The following is a 2,940-nucleotide window of genomic DNA, read 5'->3' as shown; positions in this document are numbered from 1 at the left end:
GATGGTACTTTTTGCTCATTTTCCGATAAGCACGCCGAATTTCGATCGCGGATGCGCTGGGATGGATCCCTAATAAATCGTAGTAAGTTTGCTGCTGTTTGCTATTCACCAGACAAGATTTGAGTAGTTAGCTAAAGTTACAGGCGATGCTCTCGCGGTGCAGATCCGATAGAGAGTTGCGACTGATAAAATAGCCCGCAAATACTCGCCAATAATAACCAAGCTAACGTATTTAGGCGCAGATCTGGGAGCGTCACATCAGTCATGTTAAAGGCGACAAACCCACTAAAGGCCATCAAATAGGTAAAAAATATCGTCCGCGAATGCCGCCATTCGATCGGAAAATCGAGAAATAACCGCGTCCCGCAGGTGACGATCCAGCCAATGATGCCTACTAAGCAGATGGTCGCAGGTAGTCCCAAACTAGCGCCCAGCATGACTACTACGTTATGGGGCTGCGGCACCCAGATCTGACTGTAGGCTTGATAGAGATTGCCAAAACTTTGCATTCCCCAACCTGTGAGCGGACGTTCCTGGATCAGTTTCCCGGCAAATTTAAACTGGGCGACTCGCGTTAGCGCATCGGGACGATCGGGATACATCTCATCGGTAATTCGCGCCCAAAAGTAGCGGGGGACGATCGCCCGCAGGGGTTCTTTGAGGGGCGATGGTGCGTATGCCGAACTAAAAATTACCGCCATTAGCGCCGTTACTAATCCCAAAATTCCGTACCAAGATTGATAAGCCGCAAAGACTAGCATACTGACGATCGCGCCACCCCAAGCCGATCGCGAACTAGTCAGAATCAGGGCACCACCACCCAAGAGCAGAAATAAACTTAGATAAATTAACTTGGGCGATTTCCACACCGCCACTGGGGGTAACTTGGCTGACACATCATTACACCGCCGCTCCCAAGTATCCACCCACAAGCCCAAACCAAAGATAAATACCATCTGTAAGTATTCGGCAAAGCCAGTCGCATAGCCAAATAATGAGGACATCCGCCCGAGCGGATTACCGCCGGGATGCAGCCCAAAAATCTGGATCGGACTGCCCATGACACTCAGTTCGCCGCCCCATCCCAACCACAATTCCCCATATCCGATTAGAATCACCGGAATCGCTGAGAGTAGAAAAATCCACGCCAATTGTCGTAACTGCTCTAGGGTTTGGATCAGCACGCTATAAGCGGCAAAAAAGCCGAAAAAGGGCACGAGATTGGCTAAGCCGAGTAGGGCATCTCCCGGCGAGACGCCAAATAACGATACCCCGATCGCCCAGACACTCCAGATTGCCAGCAACCAATTGACTCGATGGCGCAAAATTTCGCGCCTAGCTTTGACCCATGTTAATACTAAGGCGATAAAAATCGGCAGCACCCCGAGCGCGGGTAAGATCGGAAAAATCAGGAAGCCAATTCTCGCAAAGCTCCACGCTGACTGGAGTTGCGGCTTGGGATGTTGCCAATTTGCGCCGGGAATTAGGGACAGAAAGTTAGGCATCAGTGGCACGATCGAGGATGGGAGTTACGGGAGCGGTGACAAAATCTGGCTCGTCAACGCCGGGGTAAAAGCTCGCTACGATGCCGACGAGCAACCACCATAAGGTTTGAATCTGGGGACGATACCATTCGGTATCGGTGGTACCTTGCCCGATCGTGGCGACAATTGCCACGATCGCGGCAATCAGCCAATAAGCTTGGGGATTCCCGGTCGATCGCAACTTTGCTAAACCTTTAATGCCACAGTTAATTGTTACGGCGATCGACCATAGTAGAGCAGCGAAGCCGATAAAGCCAATTTCGACGATCGTTTCTAAGAAGATCGAGTAGGCTGCTAGCGCGCCGAAGCGGGGGCTAGTTTGATAAATGGGATAAATCTTCTTAAATACCCGATCTCCTGGCCCAAAGCCCCAAATAGGTCGATCGTGAATCATTTTACTGACGGCTTTCCAGACTTCGAGCCGGACGTTATTACTACTATCTTTGCCACCGCTAAAAATACTCAATACCCGATCGCGCAGCATCGGTACAGCGATAATTGTCAACCCACCGATGACGAACATCGCGCCTAAAGCGATCGGTAATGCCCATGATTTCCAAAATTTGGGCAATGTCGGGCGCAACCAATAGTACACCAACGCCGCCGCCACGATCGCGCCCAAGATCGCTCCTACCCAAGCACCGCGACAGTAAGTAACTTGCAAGCAATAGGTATTTGTCACTACCATCACGATCGCCAGAGTCTTCTGCATCCAACCGCTCCAGATAAAATAAGCAGCGACACTAAATGCGATCGCGGGTAATAGATATGCTGCCAAGAGATTGGGATTGTTGAGATAGCTATATGCCCGCGTGGTTTTGGATAGAGTAGACTCCGCATCGACCCAATTTCCGAGCTGTTTGGCACCATAAATCGACTGATGAATGCCATACGCACTGACAATTACCGCCAGATGCAGGTAAATCCCGATCAGCCAGCTCCGAATTCGGGCGGAGCGACACAACCGCGCTAACATCACAAACAAGATCAGATACAAACTGACTAAGTTTAGCCCCCGCAGGGCGGCATCCTTAACGGGCGATAAACCCGTGGAGATTGCCGAGATCGTCCAAAATACTAGCAGCGTGATGTGAATGGGCGTAATGCCCCCACCGCGATTATCGACTAGAGTCAGCAGTACCCAGAAAGCTGCTATGGCTCCCATGACTAGGGCAATAGTTTCGGTGGAGAGTCCTGGTGTGGACGGCACAAATGGCGACATCACAAAGACGATCGATGTCAAAATCGCGCCAATTTCGTCGCCCCACTGCATCAGCCAACTCTGTTGTCGCCAAGATTGCAAGCAGCCCACCCAGCGATGCAGATAACTAGCATCAACCCATCTATTTGGGGATATGTCTGATAATGTCAGGCGTTGCCACAAAGAATACATCAA

3 protein-coding genes are annotated in these 2,940 nt (G+C 50.7%); all 3 read right to left on the bottom strand.

Translation table 11 applies throughout. The features are described from left to right. A partial coding sequence (locus RMO35_RS05630; protein WP_309739196.1) for a DnaJ domain-containing protein occupies positions 1-109 on the bottom strand: 109 nt, incomplete at its 3' end. Positions 110-137: 28 nt separating this feature from the next. Further along, positions 138-1,505, bottom strand: a complete 1,368-nt coding sequence (locus RMO35_RS05625; RefSeq protein ID WP_309739195.1) for an O-antigen ligase family protein — start codon at positions 1,503-1,505, stop codon at positions 138-140. After that, positions 1,498-2,940: IctB family putative bicarbonate transporter (locus RMO35_RS05620; RefSeq protein ID WP_309739194.1), on the bottom strand; the 1,443-nt coding region annotated here is incomplete at its 5' end. The genes RMO35_RS05620 and RMO35_RS05625, both read right to left, overlap by 8 nt.

Source organism: Chamaesiphon sp. OTE_20_metabat_361 (assembly GCF_031364565.1).
Note: the sequence above shows the minus strand (reverse complement) of the source record. Positions and strands in the feature narration are given on the sequence as shown.

What these genes read in the sequence shown, in the direction of transcription:
- RMO35_RS05625 (WP_309739195.1), bottom strand. Translation starts at nt 1,505, where the DNA reads ATGCCTAACTTTCTGTCCCTAATTCCCGGCGCAAATTGGCAACATCCC.